The sequence below is a fragment of the Paenisporosarcina indica genome (genome assembly GCF_001939075.1).
Taxonomy (GTDB): Bacteria; Bacillota; Bacilli; order Bacillales_A; family Planococcaceae; genus Paenisporosarcina; species Paenisporosarcina indica.
Genome location: NZ_MPTA01000005.1, coordinates 90,718 through 112,418, shown reverse-complemented (window position 1 = coordinate 112,418; position 21,701 = coordinate 90,718). Strand labels below are relative to the sequence as shown.

General features: G+C 38.8%; 15 protein-coding genes. 14 read left to right on the top strand and 1 reads right to left on the bottom strand.

What is annotated here, in order from left to right:
• Positions 1-13: 13 nt before the first annotated feature.
• The 12 genes from GY23_RS12755 (at position 14) to GY23_RS12700 (ending at position 19,050) form a co-directional block, all read left to right on the top strand.
• The gene (locus GY23_RS12755; protein ID WP_075619603.1) at positions 14-2,008 is read left to right on the top strand and encodes a hypothetical protein; all 1,995 of its coding nucleotides are present in this window, start codon (positions 14-16) and stop codon (positions 2,006-2,008) included.
• Positions 2,009-2,022: 14 nt separating this feature from the next.
• Positions 2,023-4,032 carry a hypothetical protein gene (locus GY23_RS12750; RefSeq protein ID WP_075619602.1) on the top strand — a complete coding sequence of 670 codons (2,010 nt, stop codon included), beginning with the start codon at positions 2,023-2,025 and terminating at the stop codon, positions 4,030-4,032.
• Between the two features lie 11 nt (positions 4,033-4,043).
• Complete coding sequence (locus GY23_RS12745) at positions 4,044-5,210, top strand: carboxylate--amine ligase (RefSeq protein ID WP_075619601.1); 1,167 nt, start codon at positions 4,044-4,046, stop codon at positions 5,208-5,210.
• Positions 5,211-5,221: 11 nt separating this feature from the next.
• Positions 5,222-6,070, top strand: a complete 849-nt coding sequence (locus GY23_RS12740) for a polysaccharide deacetylase family protein (RefSeq protein WP_075619600.1) — start codon at positions 5,222-5,224, stop codon at positions 6,068-6,070.
• A gap of 24 nt (positions 6,071-6,094) precedes the next feature.
• Complete coding sequence (gene murJ, locus GY23_RS12735) at positions 6,095-7,456, top strand: murein biosynthesis integral membrane protein MurJ (protein WP_245827665.1); 1,362 nt, start codon at positions 6,095-6,097, stop codon at positions 7,454-7,456.
• On the top strand, positions 7,449-8,186 hold the full coding sequence (locus GY23_RS12730; RefSeq protein ID WP_075619598.1) for a glycosyltransferase: 738 nt from the start codon (positions 7,449-7,451) through the stop codon (positions 8,184-8,186). The genes murJ and GY23_RS12730 overlap by 8 nt, the downstream gene beginning before the upstream one ends.
• Positions 8,183-8,536, top strand: a complete 354-nt coding sequence (locus tag GY23_RS12725; RefSeq protein WP_075619597.1) for a DUF2304 domain-containing protein — start codon at positions 8,183-8,185, stop codon at positions 8,534-8,536. Before GY23_RS12730 ends, GY23_RS12725 begins: the two co-directional genes overlap by 4 nt.
• 31 nt (positions 8,537-8,567) lie before the next feature.
• Complete coding sequence (locus tag GY23_RS12720) at positions 8,568-9,827, top strand: hypothetical protein (RefSeq protein WP_139311122.1); 1,260 nt, start codon at positions 8,568-8,570, stop codon at positions 9,825-9,827.
• Positions 9,828-10,063: 236 nt separating this feature from the next.
• A complete protein-coding gene (locus tag GY23_RS12715; RefSeq protein WP_075619725.1) occupies positions 10,064-11,194 on the top strand; it encodes an MFS transporter in 1,131 nt (376 codons plus the stop codon).
• Between the two features lie 577 nt (positions 11,195-11,771).
• Positions 11,772-16,358, top strand: coding sequence for a glutamate synthase large subunit (gene gltB / locus GY23_RS12710; protein ID WP_075619595.1), 4,587 nt, complete (start codon positions 11,772-11,774; stop codon positions 16,356-16,358).
• 15 nt (positions 16,359-16,373) lie between these two features.
• Complete coding sequence (locus GY23_RS12705; RefSeq protein ID WP_075619594.1) at positions 16,374-17,861, top strand: glutamate synthase subunit beta; 1,488 nt, start codon at positions 16,374-16,376, stop codon at positions 17,859-17,861.
• A 559-nt stretch (positions 17,862-18,420) separates the two neighbouring features.
• Positions 18,421-19,050: a spore coat protein gene (locus tag GY23_RS12700; protein WP_075619593.1), complete on the top strand. Its 630-nt coding sequence runs from the start codon at positions 18,421-18,423 to the stop codon at positions 19,048-19,050.
• A 60-nt stretch (positions 19,051-19,110) separates the two neighbouring features.
• Here GY23_RS12700 and GY23_RS12695 read toward each other — a convergent pair whose 3' ends face one another.
• Positions 19,111-19,608 carry a hypothetical protein gene (locus tag GY23_RS12695; protein WP_075619592.1) on the bottom strand — a complete coding sequence of 166 codons (498 nt, stop codon included), beginning with the start codon at positions 19,606-19,608 and terminating at the stop codon, positions 19,111-19,113.
• A 164-nt stretch (positions 19,609-19,772) separates the two neighbouring features.
• On the opposite strand from GY23_RS12695, the gene GY23_RS12690 reads away from it, so the two are divergent.
• On the top strand, positions 19,773-20,678 hold the full coding sequence (locus tag GY23_RS12690) for an NAD(P)/FAD-dependent oxidoreductase (protein WP_075619591.1): 906 nt from the start codon (positions 19,773-19,775) through the stop codon (positions 20,676-20,678).
• Between the two features lie 227 nt (positions 20,679-20,905).
• Complete coding sequence (locus tag GY23_RS12685) at positions 20,906-21,463, top strand: 3D domain-containing protein (RefSeq protein ID WP_075619590.1); 558 nt, start codon at positions 20,906-20,908, stop codon at positions 21,461-21,463.
• Positions 21,464-21,701: the final 238 nt, after the last annotated feature.

Sequence of the window (21,701 nt, the reverse complement as noted above, 5' to 3'; positions counted from 1 at the left end):
GATGAACGCCCCAATGACATATGCAACGATTGCAACACATGCTTATCCTTTCATGCATTATTGTATCTCCTTTATATTTTTGTTCATCCTGTTGCCGAAGTGGCTATTCCATACCGGATATGCGGATTGGACTGACAAATTGTTTGCTGCATATGTGAAAATGGTTATTCTTCTAATCCTTAGTGGTTACCTCATGGTGATCACTAAACTATTTGAAGTCCTGTCATTATCGGCATTATTTATTGTCATAATCGGCTATCGGTTTATCAAACGTGAACAAGGTAAAAAAACAGGTACTCTTAAGGGTCATCTATTAGAAAAATTGTTTAATTTGTTAGAAGGAATAGTTACATACAAGTTAATTGATATAAAAACAAAAGCGCTACAGATTTTGAAAAAGTGGCGGTCAACTGTACATCAAACCTATAGTTGGAGTTTGGTATTAGAAGGACTAGCATTGTTCCTCGTGATTGGAGGGGCAGTCTTTGTTCGATTTTATGATGCATTTGTCAATGCTGCTCCCCCAATGGCAGATAGCTACGTAACACTCGCGTGGATGAAATACATTGATGCTAGAGATTTATTTCATGACGGGATTTACCCGCAAGGATTTCATATTTATTTAGCAACGATATTTAAATTTGCCGCAGTGGATGCCTTATATATTCTTCGTTATACTGGCCCATTGAATTCAGTTCTGTTTACATTAGGTCTATATATCGTAATACGAAAGTTAACGAAAAATGGCGTAGGAGCACTATTGTCCGCATTTATTTTTGGCATCTACTGGGTGGTAGCGCCAGTCCATGCAATTGAAGTCGATCGACAAGCTGCAACCAACTCACAGGAATTTGCTTTCGTGTTTATTTTTCCGGCCATTTATTTTTATATAAAATACTTTTTAAATAAGCACAAAGAAGACTTGCTAGTAGCAATAATTTGTACGACCATCATTGGGTTAGTACATTCACTAGCCTTTGCACTTGTCGGAATGTTCATCGGAATCCTCCTTTTTAGTGCTTTACTTACGATGAAACACAGCTATAAGTCGGTACTTCATGTATGTAAGGGAGCACTTCTGTCGGTAATCATATCCTTAGTTCCGCTGGGGGCAGGATATTTGCTAGGCAAAGGTTTTCATTCTTCCTCCGCAGAGTATTTGGTTGATCGGAAAATATCCGAATACACCTATCGAGATCTGACAATTGTCGATTATTCAGCGCTGGGATTCTGCATATTCCTTTTATTATGTTTAATTATCAGTAAGAATACGAGCAAAGAACGATTTATTGGTGTGTTTACTCTACTAGTAGGATTCAGTGTGTTTACTCTTTATTATGCTGGAGGAGCTTGGTCACAAAGCACCTTAATCGCAAGCCGCTCCCGTGAATTATGGGGCTTGGTCATGCCGTTTTGTGTGGGAATCTCAGTTTCATACTTGTTTAAAAGTGTGAAAGAGAAATGGCTGGTCATTGTTTATATCCCCCTTGTCGTTTTGTTTATTTCAACAGCAGTACTATATAAGTTGGCACCAATCATACCTTATAAACTAGAGCATCATGAAAACATTGAGCAATATTTAAAGATACGCCAAGAATACTTGCCAAAAACGTGGATGATTGTTTCTCAATCAGAAGGTTATTCTGTTTCGCTTGGCACCGGTTTTCATATGCATCTTGGCGATTTTCTTCAAACGTATCAATCTGATGGAGATACGTTGACCAGAAGAGATGATGGGAAAGTCGATAGGAACTTGACGCAACATGTATTTGTCTTCATGGAAAAAAATGTGTTTCAATTGTCAGAGACTAATAGTGTATATGAACTATTAGAACCCGAGTACAAAAGGAGAATAGGGGAATACGAACAGCTAAATGAGTGGATAAAAGCTCATCAAGCGTTTGGAAACGAAGTGACAACCTATTACGAAAACGAAAACATTCGGGTGTATTACCTTCAAACGATGATCGATGATCCATTATCGATTAAAAATATGTGGGACCGTTAAGGAGGAGGACTTAATTGATAACGAGTTGGATTATGCTTTTGAAAATAGTATTCCTTTTATTTCTACTCCTTTGCGCCATTCCATTAACCGTTCAAGTATGGCGAGATAACCAAGGGTGGAAGGATCGTTTGGTCATTTCGATCATTCACACCCATTTGTTTTTCATTCTAATGGTACATATGTTGGTTGCGGTGCATTTGTATGAAACGCTGTCGTTAATTATTGTTTCAGCTATGGCTTATGTATTGATTCTTCGTAGAAGACACACGAAAGGGACAGTTTCTCCAAGTAAGCGATTCATATTAAACTTTATGCATGCAACTGATCAAAAAAGATACTTGAAAAGATGGGGCACTGAAACCCTTTTAGCAGTGTCTGATCGAATGAAGACTTGGTTGAAAAAAATATGGAGAAAGTTCTTTCGCAATCCTTATTCAATCTTAATCATCCTCGTATTATTTTTCCTGTCGGCTGCCATAAGGTTTAATCATTCAGTCACCCATTACTACTATCCATCTTCCGATCCATATGTTCATTTAAAATGGGTCAAGTTGCTAGGATCAAATCAAATCTATATTGATGGTGTGTATCCATTTGGATTTGAGGCGATTATTTCAGCTGTACACACCATTTTTAATATTGATCCTTATTTTATTCTCCGATTTTTGGGCCCAATTTCGTGTGTGTTCCTTGTGTTTACTATTTATTATGTAATCCGAAAACACCGTCCAAAAGATTATTCGATTGCCATCTTTGCCTTACTAATCTACTTTATCAGTACGTTTCAATTCGGCTTTATTTGGCGTCAGTACTCATCGCTTTCAATGGAATATGGCATTATCTTTGTTCTTCCAGCGATTTACTTTTTTCTGGAATATATGAAAGAAAAACGAATACAGTCCTTACTGATCAGTATGGAATGCTTTTTATTGACGATATTCATTCATCCGTATGCCGCCATCTGTTTATTTGTTAGCTACATCGTCCTCTTTGTTTTCTCATTAAAAATTTTTCCGTTTCTCCACCTATTGAAAATGGTGGGCGGCTTTGCGATCGTCGGGGTCATAGGGGTTTTCCCGTTGGCAGCGGGTCTACTAAGTGGGAAAGAGTTCCACGGGGAGTCAATTGACTTTGTTCAATCAAGTTTGAATGTAAACTCAGCATCAGCTAGTCAATTTTCGATAGCGAATTTTTTAGGAAGAACGGAATACGCACATATATTGTCTTTCATATGTATTAGTCTTTTTGTGTTATGTATCCTTCTACTCTTTAGAAAAAAAGCTTGGCGTACCCTCTATCCGTTTCCAATGTATATCGCCATTACATGTGCTTTGTTTCTACTATATAAAGCCGAATGGGTTGGTCTACCGTCAGTGATGTTGCCATACCGTATAGAAGTGACATTGGTGTTACTTACAAGTATATCCATTTCATCGCTTCTAGCGTGTATTCCGAAAATGAAATTAACAAAGATTATTGGTGCAGTGGTCATTATGGGGTATCTTTTTCTATCCTACAAAACCATTCCATCCTATACCTTACCCGTTGGAAATCAACTTCAATACGATGAATCGATCGAAGCTTATCTAAAAATCAAAGATGAATTTACTTTGCAGGAATGGACGATTGTTTCTTCAATTGAGGAATATCCATTAGCGATTGACTATGGATGGCATTATAATTTGACTGACTTTATCGTCAATATTTCAAACGAGGAAGAATTGAAGTTTCCTACAAAAGACGTTTTCATATTTGTTGAGAAAATACCCGTAGGAACAACCGAAAAGATCACTACAAAAAATGTCACCGATTTTTCTCTACCAGCTCGTGGAGAAATGTTAGATTTCTACCGTTTGCCAGAATACCGAAAAATGCTACATGAAAAAACCTGGTACTGGATAGAAGAAGTTCAAGAAAAACATCCTAAACTCTTAAAAATCTATCTTGATACGCCTCGATTTACGGTGTATCACCTGCAGCAAGATCCTTTAAATCCATATGACATTTCAACGTTATGGCGATAGGTGGTGAAGAGATGAATACAGTTTTTATTACAGATGGATTGCTAAGAAAATCATTGTCAACCACACGGTCTCTTGGAAAACAAGGGATACAAACCGTGGTTGGAGAAAAAAGTGGCTTTTCACCAAGTGGCTTTTCAAGATATTGCCGAAAACGTGTCACATATCCGAACCCACAGACAAAACCTCATCTCTTCAAGGAATGGTTATTTAAATTTCTCCAACAAGAAAACCAGCCAGTTTTCCTGCCGATGGATGACATCATTATGGACATTGTGATGAAACATCGTGATGAAATTGTAAAAGCAAGCAAATGTCTGTTGCCGAGGAAGTCGTCATACGAAGTAGCGGCGGACAAATATGAAACCATGCAATTAGCAAGGCAACAAAAGATTGATTGTCCGATTACGTATTTAGTGAGACGTGTTGAGGATTTAGACCATATAAGGGATACGGCTACTTTTCCTTTGATTATTAAACCGCGAAAAAGTAGCGGCTCAAGAGGGATTCGCAAAGTGCAAAAAAAAGAAGATTTGACCCCACTATTTTTAGAGATTCAGCAGGATTACCCTGAAATATTGGTGCAAGAATTCATTCCACTTGGTGATCGCTATGATGTGTGTTTACTATTCGACCAACAGTCTGAAATAAGGGCATCCTTTGTTCAAAAAGAGATCCGCCATTTTCCAGTAGCGATGGGACCAAGTACAGTTCAAGAGAGCGTAATTTTTGATGATTTGATTGAACGGAGCAAACACTTACTAAAACCTCTCGGGTGGAGTGGGATTGTTGAAGTAGAGTTTATGATGGATTCACGAACAAACCAGCCGAAGGTTTTAGAAATCAATCCTCGCTTTTGGAATTCATTGGATTTAGCAGTTCAAAGTGGGGTGGATTTTCCTTATTTACTGGTTCAATTATGTCTAGATAAAGAGATTGCATCTCAAAATCAGTATGAAATCGGGAAAAGGAGCAGATGGCTTTTTCCTGGAGATCTTCTCCATTTTTTATGGAATCCAAACCGACGATTTATGGATCCACCACTTGTATCAGGGAAAAGACAGCGTGTTTATGACGATACATTCACCCTTCATGATCCAGTTCCAGGAGTGATTTGGATTTTGACTTGTTTCAGATTCTTATTAAATTTTCATGTACTAAAGAATTTCATTAAACGATAGGGGATAATTAATTGATCAATGCATTAACAGTAGATGTAGAAGATTGGTACCATACCAATGGATTGAATATAGCGAAAAAGGATTGGCGTGATCTTCAGTCGACCGTATATCCAAATACGATGAAAATACTAGACTTATTCGATGAGCTTGGAGTAAAAGCTACATTTTTTATACTTGGAGATGTGGCCAAGAGGTTCCCTCGCCTGGTAAGAGAAATTGTCACTCGGGGCCATGAGATTGGATCACACGGGATGAATCATCAGCTGGTTTCAGGGCAATCGATTGAAGAATTTAAAAAAGACTTTAAGCAATCTATTGCCATACTTGAGAAAATCGCCAAACAAAAAATAAAATTTTATCGTGCCCCTTCTTGGTCAATCTCTGAGGATCGGTTAGAAATACTATCCTACCTAGAGAAAAATGGGATTATTTGTGATTCTAGCTTACAACCATTTAAAACGCCTCTGTCTGGTATAAATGGAATTCCGACACGCCCATTTAAACCGATTATTACGGGGCAGAAACTGGATCTAGTCGAATTTCCACCTACTATTATGAGACTGCATAAACACTTCTCAGTCCCTTTCGCAGGTGGGTTCTATTTAAGGCTTTTTCCTTGGAAAGTAATTTCCAAGTTACTCCGTATCATTAATAAAACAAGGCCTGGAATGGTATACATACATCCGTGGGAATTAGATTCATCGATTCCACGGTTTAAAACAAGCTGGCTTATACAAATCATCCAATATCATCGATTACATTCAACTGAACGTACTTTACGAAATCTTATACATGAGTTTGAATTTGCCCCACTCGGACAAGTAATAAAAAATCAGCAAAACCTGCATGAAGCAATTTAGACTGGAGGAAGCTGGTTGGGAGTTATGAAACGAAAAGAACAAAGTTTTTGGTTGGTTCATTTACTGATATTTTTCAACTTGCTACTGGCCCTTGTTGCTTTTATAAAAGATATTGTGGTAGCTTCCTACTTTGGAACAAGTGGGATTGCGGATGCCATTAATCTAGCTTTTTTTTTGCCAGATACATTGGGGAATAATCTCATAGGTGCTGCCATAGCAGTATCGAGTATCCCGGTATTGACAAAACTTTCATTAAACGAAAATCAATCTTTGTACCAGGATACCATACAAAAGTTGGGTGCCATTGTCATTACAGGTACGCTCCTCCTATTAGTTATATGTTCTCTTTTCTTTCAATCACTCATGCATCTTTTCCCTTTAGACACCCACGAGAGTTCTACTACTGTTTTCACTTACTTTCTTATTATGACACCTATCATTTGCTGTGCTCCACTATGGTTATTGGGGTCTTCTGTATTGCAAGCATCCCGGAAATTTATTATCCCGGCGATTACCCCTATCGTATTTAATCTGGTTCTCCTCATCGCTTTACTGTGGTGTTTGTGGAAAGGGATTCCTCAAACTTATGGGGGGAGAGCATTCTCTTTTGCAAGCACTTTTGGAACTATGCTGTGTGTCATTGTGACCTGGGCTTTTGTTTTGAGGCAGCAAAAATGGCGTTGGTCCTTACAGTCTTTAAGCTTGAAGAGTGATTTTACTGAAGTCCAAAAGGTGCTCTACACATTTTTTGCGTACGCACTCATTCTGTTCTTTAGCCAATTGGGGCTACTTGCTGAGAGACTTTTTGCAAGCTCTCTCCAGACGGGAACAATTGCCGCTTTAACCTATGCCTATCGATTATCTCAGTTTCCTCTATGGGTGTTTATTGCTGCAATCAATACCTTTATTTTACCGACGATTAGCCTTCATTTAGAAAAAAATGATTTAGCCTCATTGAAACGTGATTTAGTGAAATCCCTTCTATTAGTGATAGGGAGTTCGGGTTTTATATCTCTTATTTTCGTTCTTTTCTCGGAACCAATCGTTAGCCTCCTCTTTTTGAGAGGATCGTTCACTGCAGATTCAGTGCAGCTGACAAGTGATATCTTGAAAGGCTATGGGTTATCCATCCTTGGTCAAAGTCTGTATGTATTTTGTACTCGATTTTATGTGGCTCAAAGTAAAATGAAGGTTCCGTTATGTATTGGATTGATCGGATGTAGTGTAAATATCGGTTTATTATTTATTTTTGTTCCATGGCTAGGCGCTGGAGGGATTGGATATGCAGTAGCAATTTCTTCAACCATAAGCGGTGGATTATTACTAAGTCACTTCATAAGAGACTTAGTTCAAATAGTTAGGAAGGGAGGTACATCAGCTGAATGATTTTTTAATCATTATTCCAGCATTCAATGAAGTGGACAATATGGAGAGCGTCGTACTTACATTAAAGAAATTAAATTATCCATTCGATATTGTTATTGTGGATGATGGTTCTACTGATGGAACTGCCAAAAAAGCGATAGATAGCGGCTCAAGTGTCGTCAGCCATCCTACCAATCTCGGCTATTCAGCAGCTATCCAAACTGGTTTTAAATACGCTGAAAAGAAAAACTATCCGTATGTTATTTTTTTCGATGGGGATGGTCAACATGACCCGAATAGTATAATTGATATGATGGAAGCCATCACGTTGGAGCATGTAGATGTAGTGATTGGCTCAAGATTTCTACAAGATGGGGACATGAAAATTGGGGTTAGCAAAAGGATGGCCATCATCTTTTTTCAACACATCATTTATCTAACGACAAAGAAACGAATAACTGACCCTACATCGGGTTTTAAAGCCTATAAAGCAAACGTGTATAAACTGTTTACAAAACCCAATGAATTCTTTTACGATTTGCCAGATAGTAACTTTATCATCGATATTTTACTTCGAAAACATACCATTCTAGAAATACCCGTTAATATGTTTGATCGGCAAAACGGTAAAAGTAAAATCCATAACACAGGAATAAAACCGTTCATTTATATGGCTCAAACGTTGCTAAGTATTCTTATTGTCATAATCAAGAAGAAAAGAATCCTTAAGATAGGTGGGAAATTAGAATGAATAGTGTACTTCAACTCTTTTTAATAGGATGTGCTCTTTTATTCTCCACCTTCGTCATTAGATTATTAGTAAAGAACAAGATCGGGGAAAGAAACTCGGTGATCTGGCTTGGTGGATTACTGATAATCATTCTTCTTTCGAGCAACCCTAGTTTATTTGATGAGGCGGCTAGGATTCTTGGGATAGATTATCCACCTTCATTACTATTTTTTATTTCATGCTTAGTATTATTAACTTTTAACCTTTACCAAACGGTCCAAATTACAAAACTAACAATCAAAATAAAGGATATTTCGCAATATATAGCGCTTAGTCAAAACGAAGAACGGCATGACAGTAATGATGACTAACAGTCGAATATTTTTAAATCGGATGGCCAAAATGCAAAAAGAATTCATAGATTTATTAAACCCTACACTAGAGCTAGAAAGAAATTTGGATATCATATTAGTAAAAACACATGAGTATGTAAAGGCTCCAAACTTCAGGTTTTATCTTTATGATTCCTCTCAAAAACAATATGTTCTTAAGGCTGTTAGGCAATTAACAAATGATACACACATCGCCCCATCTTATAGTGGCCTTTTACCCTATGACAAACAAGCCATGAGTTTCCCCCTAAAATATCCTGCGGAAAGTTTCCCTTCTGAAACGTTAGTAGTTAAAGAAGGGGGAGTTAAGAAAGTATTGGTGCCAATTTACGATAAGGGAGGATTCGTTGTAATAGGACCAATAAAAAAAATCACCAAAAAAGAAATTAAGAAATTGAATGAAGTGGGCATCCTTCTCCAACTCCCTCTTAAAGAGGTAGTGAAAAATGCCGAAAAAAGCAGGGAAACATACACTGATTTACAGACAAACGATCGCAAAGAACGCATGCTTTTTACCAATAACTTTGGTTTGTACTATGGATATGGACAAGTTGAAAAATTGTCTCGTTTTGATTTAATCATCGTTGACCCCAAGGGGTTTACATTGCCTCAGTTTCAGCAACTTAAAAAACCGAAGAAAGTAATTTTCACGTATTTGAGTTTATTTGAAGTTCACCCAACTGATCCTATATTCTCAAAATTAAACGAAGAGGATTTATTATGCGTGGGCGGAAAGCCTTTGATGAATAAAGATTTTGGAACGTATTTGGTCAATTTCCAATCAAAAAAATGGATGGAACACTTATTAGAGAACGTACGACACCAATTTGAGACATTGGGAGCCGATGGTTTATTTCTAGATACGATTGGTGACATTGAATGTCCCTCCATCCCTATTCAAATTAAAAGAATGCAATTGCATGCCATCCTAAATTTTTTACATGTACTAAAAATGCTTTATCCAACACATTTGATTATTCAAAACAATGGATTAGAAAGCGTTTGTTTGGAAACTGCTCCTTATATAGATGGAATCTGTTGGGAAAATCCGCCATTGTCCTTACCTGAAAGCAAGGAGTGGACAGACCTAATGATTCAAAGATTAACGTTACTGAAAAATGAATTTCAATTGAAAGTCTTTTTGTTGTTAGAAGAAACGACAGAAAAAGAAAGAAAGTCTTATTCTTTAGCGAAAACGGTTGCTACGGAAAGAGACTTTCTTTTATATCATGCACTGGGAAACTACGTGGGGACTGTGAATGATGTTTAAGGCGAAATGAGTTTGAATAGCAATTCCCTCGCTTGTCATCTGTTATCCTGGACGCTCCAATAAATTTCGTATAATTGTCCATTCAAAACGAATAGATTAACACTGGAAGAGACATGTCTGCAGGCATGTCTCTTTTTGCTGGGTCTAGTAGAATAGTTGAAAGATGGGTAGACTAGAACATGTTGATATAGTAAAAGAAATTGCTTGTCTAGAAAGAAGGTATCACTTTGGTTTTTATGTACCTATTATTGATTGTGGCTTTCATCGATATGTTTTCGCAACTACCGATCATTGCTCCTTTTGCTGATAGTTTAGGGGCAACTCCGATTGTAGTTGGCTCGGTAATCGGCATTTATTCATTTTCAAATATGTTAGGAAATGTGTTATCGGGAATTTGGGTGGATAAGTTTGGCTCAAAACGTATTTTAACCTGTAGCATGATCTTGGCTGGTGTTCTCGTCTTCATGTATACATATGTTACAAATCCGACGCAACTTCTTGCCCTACGATTTTTCCATGGATTTGCTGCTGGCTTTATCGTGCCGGCTGCATTTGCTGCAATTGGGCGAAATGATGACTTGGAATCGAGTGGAAAAAAGATGTCTCATTCGGGGGCTACCATTGGAATTGCAGCAATTATTGGTCCAGCAATGGGAGCTATTTTAAGCAATAGATTAGGGATTGATTGGTTATTTTACAGTGTTTCAATCGCCATGATTTTGGTTGGTTTTCTTTCCTTTGTGTTAATTAAACCTCAACTGGTTATGAGGAAGAAATCAATTAAACAAGATGAGACTGGTTTCGCGTTTATGAAAATCCGTGATATCCAATTTGCCTATCTATCAATTTTTCTATTACTCCTCATGCAAGGTTTACTAACGTACACCTTGCCGTTGAAAGTTCAAGAGTTACACTTAACGCAAGAAATGACGGGCATTTATTTAAGTGTGTTTGGTGTGGTGGCCATTCTGTTTTTCCTACTACCGTCTAACCGAATATTTGATCGGTTTAACAGTCGAAAGTTAATGTTTTTTGGGTTGTTTATTATTGCCCTATCTGTTTTAGGTCTTGGGCTTTCAACTTCTTCAAACGCTGTTTTTCTTTCTATGATTATCTATGGGGTTGGTTTTGCATTCCTGTTTCCTTCTACCAGCAAAACCATTGTGGAACAAACGAGTTTACAAAACCGAGGGAAAGCTTTCGGCATGTATTATGCCTGTTTTTCATTAGGTGTCATTTCAGGTTCGTTTTTAGCGGGACTCCTTGGGACATCGGCAACTTTAATTTTCACAGTCGGAGCAGCACTTGTGCTTACCAGTACCGTGTTAATGGTGATCAATCAACGTCGTAAATCATATAAAACTTAACCACCATTTATTAGAGGGCACTGAAAAAGTTCACCATTATAGACTGGACTAAGTATTCCCTATGATACTGCTTAGGCGCTTTGTGGATGCCCCCCTTGAGAAGTCAGACAGAAATTCGCTGCCCGTCTTCTCGCTCCGGCTGCCACTTGAAAGGCTAGCTTGTTTAGAAAGGGCTTTTTCAGTAGGCTTGTACAAATGTACGATAAACAAGAGGTATTAAATATAATAAAAAGAGACAGACCGAAGTCCATTAACTAAGGCTGTCTCTTTTTGGTCTCTAATAAAAGCAAGGTTTTCCACTAGGTTAAGTACACAAAACAATCACACCGATTTGAGTTGTTTGGAAAATGCATGCACTATGCATTGGTGTTTTGATACTTAACCATAGACAAGCCTTTCTTTTCGGGAAAATAAATAAAGTAGTGAATAATTATAGGGCTTAAAGAATATTTTGAATTTTTTTAGTAATCTGTGATATACTTTTCAAATATAAAATGAAGGTACCTTTTACTGGAAGGTGTATCCCTCCGTAATAAATGGGTACCTATCGAGGAGATGAAAAGGGGGACTTTGACAGATGAAGAGTGGGTATCCGAAAGCGCAGGGTTTATACGATCCGAGTCAAGAGCACGAGGCGTGCGGAATTGGAATGATTGCAAATATTAATGGGAAAAAGTCTCATGCCATTGTCCAAAATGCAATTAATATGTTGTGTAATTTAGAGCATCGTGGGGGCCAATCATCTGATACAAGCACTGGTGATGGTGCAGGGATTCTCACACAAATTCCCCATCGTTTCTTTGAAAAACAGTGTGAAAAAGAAAATATTATTCTACCTGCTGAAGGGGAATATGGAGTAGGAATGGTATTTCTTCCGAAGGACCATGAAACCCGCAGGAAGAGTACAGAGATATTTGAGCAAATCATCAAAGAAGAGGGACAGCAATTCCTCGGCTGGCGTTCAGTTCCCATAAATGAGAGTTTCGTAGGAAAAGTGGCGACTAAGTCAAAGCCCTATATTAAACAGATGTTTATCCAAGTCTCATCAACTATTAGTGAACGACTAGATTTTGAACGTAAGTTGTATGTGATTCGAAGAAGAATCGAACAAGTAATATCTAAAGATGAAACCTTCAAAGATGTATATATATGCAGTTTGTCCACCCGCACAATCGTTTATAAAGGCATGTTGATCCCCGAACAATTAGATTCCTTCTATATCGACTTAAACCATCCTGAGTTCAAGTCTGCGCTGGCTTTAGTACACTCACGCTTTAGCACCAATACTTTTCCTAGCTGGAAAAGATCACATCCAAATCGATATGCCATTCACAATGGAGAATTTAATACCATACGCGGAAATGTCAATTGGATGACCGCTCGTGAGCAACTTTGCAATTCCGACTATTTCTCCCAGGAAGATTTGCAAAAAGTGTTGCCAATCATCGATGCTGACGGAAGTGATTCCTCCATGTTTGATAATGCTTTTGAATTCCTTCATCTTTCTGGTCGATCACTGGCCCATACAGCCATGATGATGGTACCAGAACCATGGGCAAATGATGTTTCAATCAAACAAGAGAAGAAAGACTTTTACGAATATCATAGTTTGCTAATGGAACCATGGGATGGTCCGGCAGCATTAGTCTTCACGGACGGTTCTCAGATTGCGGCATGTTTAGACCGAAATGGTTTAAGACCAGCCCGTTATTACGTAACAAAAAGCGGCATGATTGTACTTGGATCTGAAGTCGGTGCTTTGGATATTTTCTCTGACGATATCGAGTACAAAGAGAGACTTCATCCAGGACAGATGCTTCTTGTTGATCTAGATAAAGGGATTATCATTCCTGATGATGAGATCAAGCTTCAAATCGCAGCAGAACAACCATATAAAAAATGGCTGAAAAACATGCTGGATTTGGAAGATCTTCCTGCTGTGCAGCAGGAAACACCGGCTTATCGTAACCATCAGTTAGTAGAGCAACAAGTTGCTTTTGGATATACACGAGAAGAATTAAACAAAATCATAAAGCCTTTAGTACTCGATGGAAAAGATCCTGTTGGGTCTATGGGTTATGATTCTCCCCTCGCTGTTCTTTCTAAGAAGCCTCAGCTTCTATACAACTACTTCAAGCAACTTTTTGCCCAAGTGACGAATCCGCCAATTGATGCGATTCGAGAACAAATTATTACAGATGTGGTTACGACGATTGGAGCGGAAGGCAGTCTTGTTCGCCCAGGACCGGAAAACGCTAGACATATTCGATTGAAAACACCGGTATTAACAAACAATCAATTAGAAATGTTACGTCAACAACGTTTGGATGGATTACGTCCAGCGACGATTTCTACTTTATTTGAGTTTGAAGAAGGTCAAGATAAAATGGAGCAGGCATTAGAACGGGTATTTGAACAAGCGGACCAAGCGATTTTGGAAGGGGCAACACTACTGATTTTATCGGATCGTGGTGTAGATCAGAATCATGTAGCGATTCCTGCTTTACTTGCTGTTTCGGGCTTGCATCATAATTTAATTAAAAAAGGAACACGTACATCTGTAAGTATTTTACTAGAATCTGGTGAACCAAGAGAAGTACATCATTTTTCTACACTTATTGGTTATGGTGCAGAGGGAATCAATCCTTACCTTGTTTTTGATACCATCCAGGACTTAATGGATAAAGGCGAAATCATATCGAATTCCTTACAGGCTGCGGTTGAGAAGTATATCAAATCGGTAACAGATGGCGTAGTGAAAGTATTGTCTAAAATGGGGATTTCAACGATTCAAAGTTATCGTGGTGCTCAAATTTTTGAGGCAGTCGGGATTCATTTGAATGTTATCGAGAAATATTTCACTCGGACTTCTTCACGTCTAGGTGGAATTGAACTACCGATGATTGAAAAAGAAACGAAAATGAGACATAAAAATGCCTATCAACATGAGCGTGGGGACTTCCTCGCATTAGATTCGGGCGACGATTTCCAATATCGACAAAATGGAGAAGATCACCAATATAATCCAGCTACTATCCATACCCTTCAGCATGCATGCCGAACAAATAACTATGAAGTGTTCAAGAAATACACCAAAATGCTAACAGATGAAACCAATAATCTTCAATCACTTCGTGGTCTTTTATCCTTTAAGAAAAGAAATCCTGTCCCTCTTGACGAGGTAGAAACAGTTGAAGACATTTGCAAGCGATTCAAAACAGGAGCGATGTCTTATGGTTCCATTAGTAAAGAAGCCCATGAAGCATTAGCAGTTGCCATGAACCGTATTGGTGGAAGAAGTAATTCTGGAGAAGGCGGGGAACAAATTGAACGTTTTATTCCTGATGCCAATGGAGATTCAAGAAGAAGTTCAATTAAACAAGTAGCATCAGGAAGATTTGGCGTAACCAGTCACTATCTAGTCAATGCCGATGAAATTCAAATTAAGGTCGCACAAGGTGCTAAACCGGGAGAAGGGGGTCATTTGCCAGGCAAGAAGGTATACCCTTGGATTGCTGAAGTGCGAGGTTCAACGCCGGGAGTTGAATTGATTTCACCTCCGCCTCATCATGATATTTATTCCATTGAGGACTTGGCTGAGCTCATTTACAACTTAAAAAATGCCAATCCCCAAGCACGCATTAGCGTCAAGCTTGTTTCGGCCGTTGGTGTTGGAACCATTGCAGCGGGAGTTGCCAAAGGAAGAGCCGATGTGGTGTTAATTAGTGGATACGACGGAGGTACCGGGGCTGCTCCTAGAACAAGTTTGAAACATACCGGTCTTCCTTGGGAAATTGGTTTGGCTGAAACACATCAGACTCTTTTACTCAACGGACTACGTGACCGCATTGTGCTTGAGACGGATGGAAAACTAATGACAGGTAGAGATGTAGTCATGGCTACACTCCTTGGGGCTGAAGAATATGGTTTTTCAACTGCTCCACTCGTTGTCCTAGGTTGTGTCCTGATGCGTGTATGTCATCTCGATACGTGTCCGGTTGGAATTGCTACGCAAAATCCTGAATTAAGAAAGAATTTCACAGGTGACGCAGAGCATGTGGCCAACTTCATGCGTTTTATTGCAGCAGAAACAAGAGAACTGATGGCAGAGTTAGGCTTTAGAACCATCAATGAAATGATTGGCAAAACGGATATATTAGAAGTAAATGAGGCAATCGATCATTGGAAAGCAAAAGGGCTTGATTTGTCGGCTCTACTTTATCAACCTGATTTACCTGCTAAGGTTGGCCGTTATGCCACTGTAAAACAAGATCATGAACTTGAAAAAACATTGGATTATCAAGAGCTGATACCTGCGTGTAAAAATGCCATAGAAAATCAAGAGCCAGTTGAATTTACAACAGCGATTCGCAATATTAATCGTGTGACTGGAACTATGTTAGGTAGTGAAATTTCGAGACGATATGGTGAAAAAGGCTTGCCAGAGGATACCATTCGTCTAACATTGAAAGGTTCTGCCGGACAAAGTTTTGGGGCGTTTATTCCAAGAGGGATGACACTTAGACTTGTAGGAGATTCAAATGACTTTGTAGGCAAAGGGTTATCGGGAGGTAAAATCATCGTGCATCCTGCAAGCGATATTACGTTTACACCTGAAAAAAACATCATCATCGGAAATGTTGCTTTTTACGGAGCCACTGCTGGTGAAGCCTATATCCAAGGGATTGCAGGGGAACGTTTTTGTGTACGAAATAGTGGAGCAGATGTAGTGGTCGAAGGAGTTGGCGATCACGGCTGCGAATATATGACAGGTGGAAGAGTACTAGTATTAGGCAATACAGGACGAAACTTTGCAGCGGGAATGTCTGGTGGAGTTGCTTATGTCTTTGATGAAGCGGGCACCTTTGCCGAAAACTGCAATCACGAACTTGTTCATGTTCAACCATTATCTAACCAACAAGAGATCCGTGAAGTATATGAAATGCTTAAAAAGCATGTGGACTACACAGGAAGTGCCAATGGCAAGAGAATCGCAACCTATTTTGATACGTATATCACTAGCTTCGTGCGCGTTATTCCAAAGTCTTACTTGAAGATTCAAGATCGAATTAGAGAATTGACCTTTGGTGGACTTAGTCAATTTGATGCAGAAATGATGGCTTTTGAAGAAAGCAATAAGGAGCTGCAAGCCTTAAAATCCTAAACAAGGAGGGAAATCATGGGGAAACCGACTGGATTTATGGAATATAGTCGACAAACGCAAACCGAAAGAAATCCAAAAGAACGCACAAATGATTGGACAGATTATACACTGCCGATGTCGGATGCAGAGGTCCAAAAGCAAGGTGCACGATGTATGGATTGTGGCGTTCCAACATGTCATACTGGCACAGATATCAATGGAAGTACATCAGGATGTCCTGTTTATCACTTAATTCCAGAATGGAATGATCTCGTCTACCAAGGAAATTGGAAGGAAGCATTAAAAAGAGAACACTTAATGAATAACTTTCCTGAATTCACAGGGATGGCTTGCCCTGCTCCTTGTGAGGGGGCTTGTGTTCTCGGGATTAACGAACCACCAGTTGCGATCAGAACTGTGGAACGAGCGATAATTGAAAAAGGCTTCGATGAGGGATGGGTAATCCCAGAGCCGCCGCTCTTTAGAACAGGTAAAAAAGTGGCTGTTATTGGGTCAGGTCCTGCCGGATTAGCCGCAGCTGCACAGTTGAATAAAGCTGGTCATTATGTAACGGTATTCGAACGGAGCGATCGAGTGGGTGGGTTGTTGACCTACGGAATTCCCGAGATGAAACTACCTTACTCGGTCGTGAAAAGACGTGTCGACCTCTTGATAGAAGAAGGCATCACGTTTATCACGAATACCGAAGTGGGCAAAGATTATCCAGTCGCATCGTTAAAATCGGAGTTTGATTCCGTAATTCTTTGTGGAGGGGCAACTGTCCCTCGTAAAGTAGAAATTCCGGGTCGTGAATTAAAAGGTGTTCACTACGCAATGGACTTCCTACATCCAAACACGAAAAGTTTATTAGACTCCAATCATCAAGATGGAAACTTCATATCTGCTGAAGGGAAAAACGTGATTGTTATTGGTGGAGGAGACACTGGGACAGATTGTATCGCAACGTCCCTCCGACATAATTGTAAGAGCTTGACGCAGTTTGATATTTACGATAAAAAAGCGGATGAACGAGACGTTTTAAATAATCCTTGGCCGCAATTCCCAATTATCCACCGAACAGAGTATGGTCAAAAAGAATCAGCGGCTGTTTTTGGTAAGGATCCTCGAGCTTATGCCGTGATGACCAAGAAATTCGTTGGAGACAAAAATGGACATATCAAGGAAGTTCATACGATTCAAGTAAAAGTGATCATCGATGAGAATGGTAACCGTATACGTAAAGAGATTCCGAATACCGAAAAAGTATGGCCAGCTGACCTAGTTTTACTTGCCATTGGATTCAGTGGACCTGAGCAAGGGCTTCTACAGCAACTTGAGGTTGAAACAAATTCGAATTCAACGGTTAAAGCAGCATACGGAAACTACCAAACGAATGTTGACGGGGTATTTTCAGCGGGAGATATGCGTCGAGGACAAAGCCTGATTGTGTGGGCGATCAATGAAGGACGCGAAGTAGCTAGGGAATGTGACCGCTATCTCATAGGCTCTTCAGTTCTGCCGTAATGCCAGGCATTCAATCATTAAAAAATAAATCACAAATAAAACGCTTAAGAAGAGATTAACCAACTTATGGGTTAGTCTCTTCTTTGCAATTTTCAATAGGCATAAAAGGGACAACCTTTTGTTCAAAATTTTTTTTATGAAGGAATTAACTTTAAATTATTCCCTGGGAAATTGAAAAAAAACCCAAGTTATTGTCGGTTTGAATGATTGTGCCTTTGTTTGTTGAGAGGCAGGTAAGTGTTTCTTTCCAAATATGATTAGATGGGCAGGGATTATTTCGAGTTACTTTTCGTATGTTGTTTTCATCGTCGCAATAACGAACGATGCTATTCTCTTTCCTTTTTCTACCGTTAAAGCTTATGGGTGAAGGTGGGCACGATTAAGAATGACAGCCATTTAATAGTTCTTGAAAATCATGCAGTGAATGCAAAAAAATTGCATTTTTGAATCATCATATTTTAAAAAGAATGGCCAATTATGCAAAAAATTTTTTTGAATAGCATTTCCTTTTCGATGCACACTAATGCAGATGTTCAAATTATAAGGAGGGAAACTTTATATGACTCAAAACCCACAAGGTCAAATGCACGAAAATATGCACACAGGACCAGTACCGCCACAGATGAACCACGGGGGTCATGAGATATTTGATGTTCATGAAGTGCTATCATGTGCAGTGGCTGGATTAAATCAATTCACTTTGTTGCGCCCACATGTACAAGATCAAGAATTATTAACTATGATGGACCGCCAATTCCATTTCATGCAAGAGGAGTACAACATTACATTAGATTGTTTCAAATCAGGTCAAGATCCAATGAAACCGACACAAAAATATATGATGAAACAAGACAATGATTTTGTGTTTGGGTTAAAACAATCTCAACCTAAAAAGCCAATCAATACGGCATCAGAAATTTCAGATGAAATTATTGCTGGCTTTATGCTTGGTGTACACAAAGGTGGTGCATCTCTTAAAGCGATGTCTGCACTCGAAACGACAAATCCTGTTGTACGTCGTGTCATAGCAGATTCAGTACCGAACTGTATTGAGATGGCGTATGAAGTTTCTATTTATCAAAATAAACATCATTACTATCAAGTACCACAGCTTGCAGAGCAAGATACAATGGCAATCGTCAATTCATTCGCCCCTTCATCAGTACAACCAGGTGGCATGGCAAACTAAATAAGAGCTTAAAGAAAAACCAGGTCTAGTGCCTGGTTTTTTCCTATACAATGAGTCTGGTTACACCCATTGTTGGAGGACTTGTCCTAGATCTCCGTAGACAGGATCTGTAGATGGTTTTTTAACGCTTTGAATCTCTTGTAATACTTTAGGTCTTTCTCCAGGTTCACCAGTTCTGACGTTATAATCCATTCCTTCAGGGTACGCACCGACAATTTCAAAATCTGGACTACTACTTTCTTTTTTATGCCCCGTTCCTGCAGGTAAAATGAGTACATCACCCGTTTTCACTTCGATGAGTGCCCCTAGCATGCCACCAATTAATAATTTTGCTGTACCAGCACGGACCCCTAAAACCTCATGGGCATTGCTATGGTAATGATGATAATCGTATACACCATTCACCCAACTATTTTGCCAATTATTCAAATTAAATGTCGGCTCAATTTCTTGTGGATGATTTTTAAAAGCACCATAGTAAAGTATAATCGGTAATTTAGGATTGTTTGGAATGATACCATCGTCATCAAACTTGAATAGTTTGTAAGCAATACTCATAACATTCTTTCCTCCCTCTGGTCTCGTTATTATTTTAAAATACCCGTACAGCCTAAAAGTAATCATTTCGTTTGAATGCGACAAAAGAAGGAAAGAGTATCAATATCTTTATATAAAAAACGAATAATGGATTTGGCGAAATCAGGTGACTTGGAGGTCTGCACATGAAGGATTGTACCGTTATTGGAGGAGGACCAGCGGGATTAAATGCCACCCTCGTATTAGGAAGAGCGAGGAGAAATGTTGTTTTAGTAGACAGTAATGAAGCACGAAATAAAGTAACGCAAGAGGCACATGGATTTATTACCCGTGATGGAGTGAAACCAAGCGAACTACGAGAGTTGGCTCATCAAGAATTTCGTAAATACAAGACGATTGAGTCGATGGAAGATAAAGTTGTTGAGATAATGAAAGGGAATGAAAGTTTTACAATCAAGACGGAAAAGGGTCAAGAGTGGCTGACTAGAAAAGTCATATTAGCAACAGGTGTAAAAGAAGAGTTTCCCAATATCCCAAACTTACGTGATTACTATGGCAAAAGCATTTTTAACTGCCCTTATTGTGATGGGTGGGAACTACGCGATCAACCTTTAGCGGTTTTTGGTATTGTCGACTATACCCTTCATATGACAGAAGTGCTCCGCAATTGGTCACAAGACTTAGTCGTTTTTACAAATGGAGAAGAACTTTCGAAGATCCAAGCCGAAAAATTCAAGAAATTACAAGTACAAGTAGAAACCAATCCAGTTCGTCTACTAAAAGGCTCAGATGGCATGCTACATAGCATTGAACTTGAAAATGGTCAGATCGTAGAGCGTTCAGGTGGTTTTGTCACGCCTGAATTAGTGCAATCAACAGAACTCGGAATGGCACTTGGTGTAAAATTAACCGATCAAGGCGGACACCAATGTGATCATGCGGGCAAAACAGAAATTCATGGATTATTTGTAGCAGGAGAAGCGTCAACCATTTATCCTTCTCAATTAATCATTGCAGCTGGAAGCGGTGCTGAAACTGCCATGGCAGTGAATGTAGAACTCACGCATGAGGGGATATTGGGAAGTAATTAATTGTCATTTGGTTTTGTTCAAAAGTTGAAATGAGTCATAAAAACAGAAAATATAATGGGTAAATTAGGTGTATATACCCACTTGAAACACCAAATAAAAAAATTGTCGGATGATGTTAGTAATATAATCACCCTCAAATTGTAACGAAACGTCTTATGTTTTGTAACGAAACTGTAATGTTTAAGTGTTATTTTATTTCTAGACACGAGAAATAAAGGAGAAATAACTTGAAAAAATTCAGTTTCGTTTTAAGTTTTGTACTAATGTTCCTCGTCGCATTTGCCAATGATTCAGAAGCAGCAACTTCTGTACACACAGTTAAAAAAGGTGACACGCTTTATAAAATTTCAAGACAATACAATATTACGGTTTCAACAATCAAATCCCTTAATGGATTAAAATCAGATGTGATAAAACCAAACCAAAAACTAAAATTAACGGGCGTTAAAGCCGTTGCAAAAAAGACGACTACCTCTCGCTCGAATGATGATGTGGTAAAAGAATTCATGGTGTCGGCTTCAGCTTTCACAGCAAATTGCCGTGGATGTTCTGGAATAACAACAACAGGTATTAACTTGAAAAAGAACCCGAACTTAAAAATAATCGCCGTTGATCCACGCGTGATTAAACTGGGCACGAAAGTTTATGTAGAAGGTTACGGATATGCCATAGCAGGTGACACAGGTGGTGGCATTAAAGGAAATAAAATCGACGTGTTTATGCCTAACCATTCGAGTGCATTAAAATGGGGACGTAAAACAGTGAAAATAAAAATACTAAATTAACATATACCGAAAGCTCACTTGCCATTTGTGGCCAGTGAGCTTTTTTGATGAAGAAAACTATAATATTTAATTGGACTACATTTGCTCGTTTAACAAATGAAAAAATAGGGTATTAAACAAAGAAGAACTGTTGATTCCAAATACTTAGTTCGACAATATGCTATATGAACACGAATGTTGTATTCATTACATTTGACTGCACATTTCGCGAAAGAACTGTTACACGTACCACTTCTAC